Annotated in this window: 1 rRNA gene; it reads left to right on the forward strand. The window is 43.7% G+C overall.

Features of this window, described 5'->3' with window-relative positions:
- The first annotated feature begins 10 nt into the window (after nt 1-10).
- A 5S ribosomal RNA gene (gene rrf / locus E4T80_RS12725) occupies nt 11-126 on the forward strand.
- The last annotated feature ends 96 nt before the right edge of the window (nt 127-222 follow it).

The raw sequence follows: 222 nt of genomic DNA on the forward strand, positions 1-222 counted from the left end.
CACCGATTTTCCTGATGGTCATAATGCTGTGGACCCACCTGATTCCATTCCGAACTCAGAAGTGAAACGCAGAGATGCCGATGGTAGTGTGGGGTTTCCCCATGTGAGAGTAGGGCACCATCAGGGTATTAATTAAAGCAAGAAAGCAAAAACAAAAGTAGAGACCCCTAAGCTGAACAGCTTGGGGGTTTTTATGTTTGTAATGCAAAAGTGAACTTTATA

Source organism: Muribacter muris, assembly GCF_004569585.1.
In the GTDB taxonomy this organism is placed as follows: domain Bacteria; phylum Pseudomonadota; class Gammaproteobacteria; order Enterobacterales; family Pasteurellaceae; genus Muribacter; species Muribacter muris.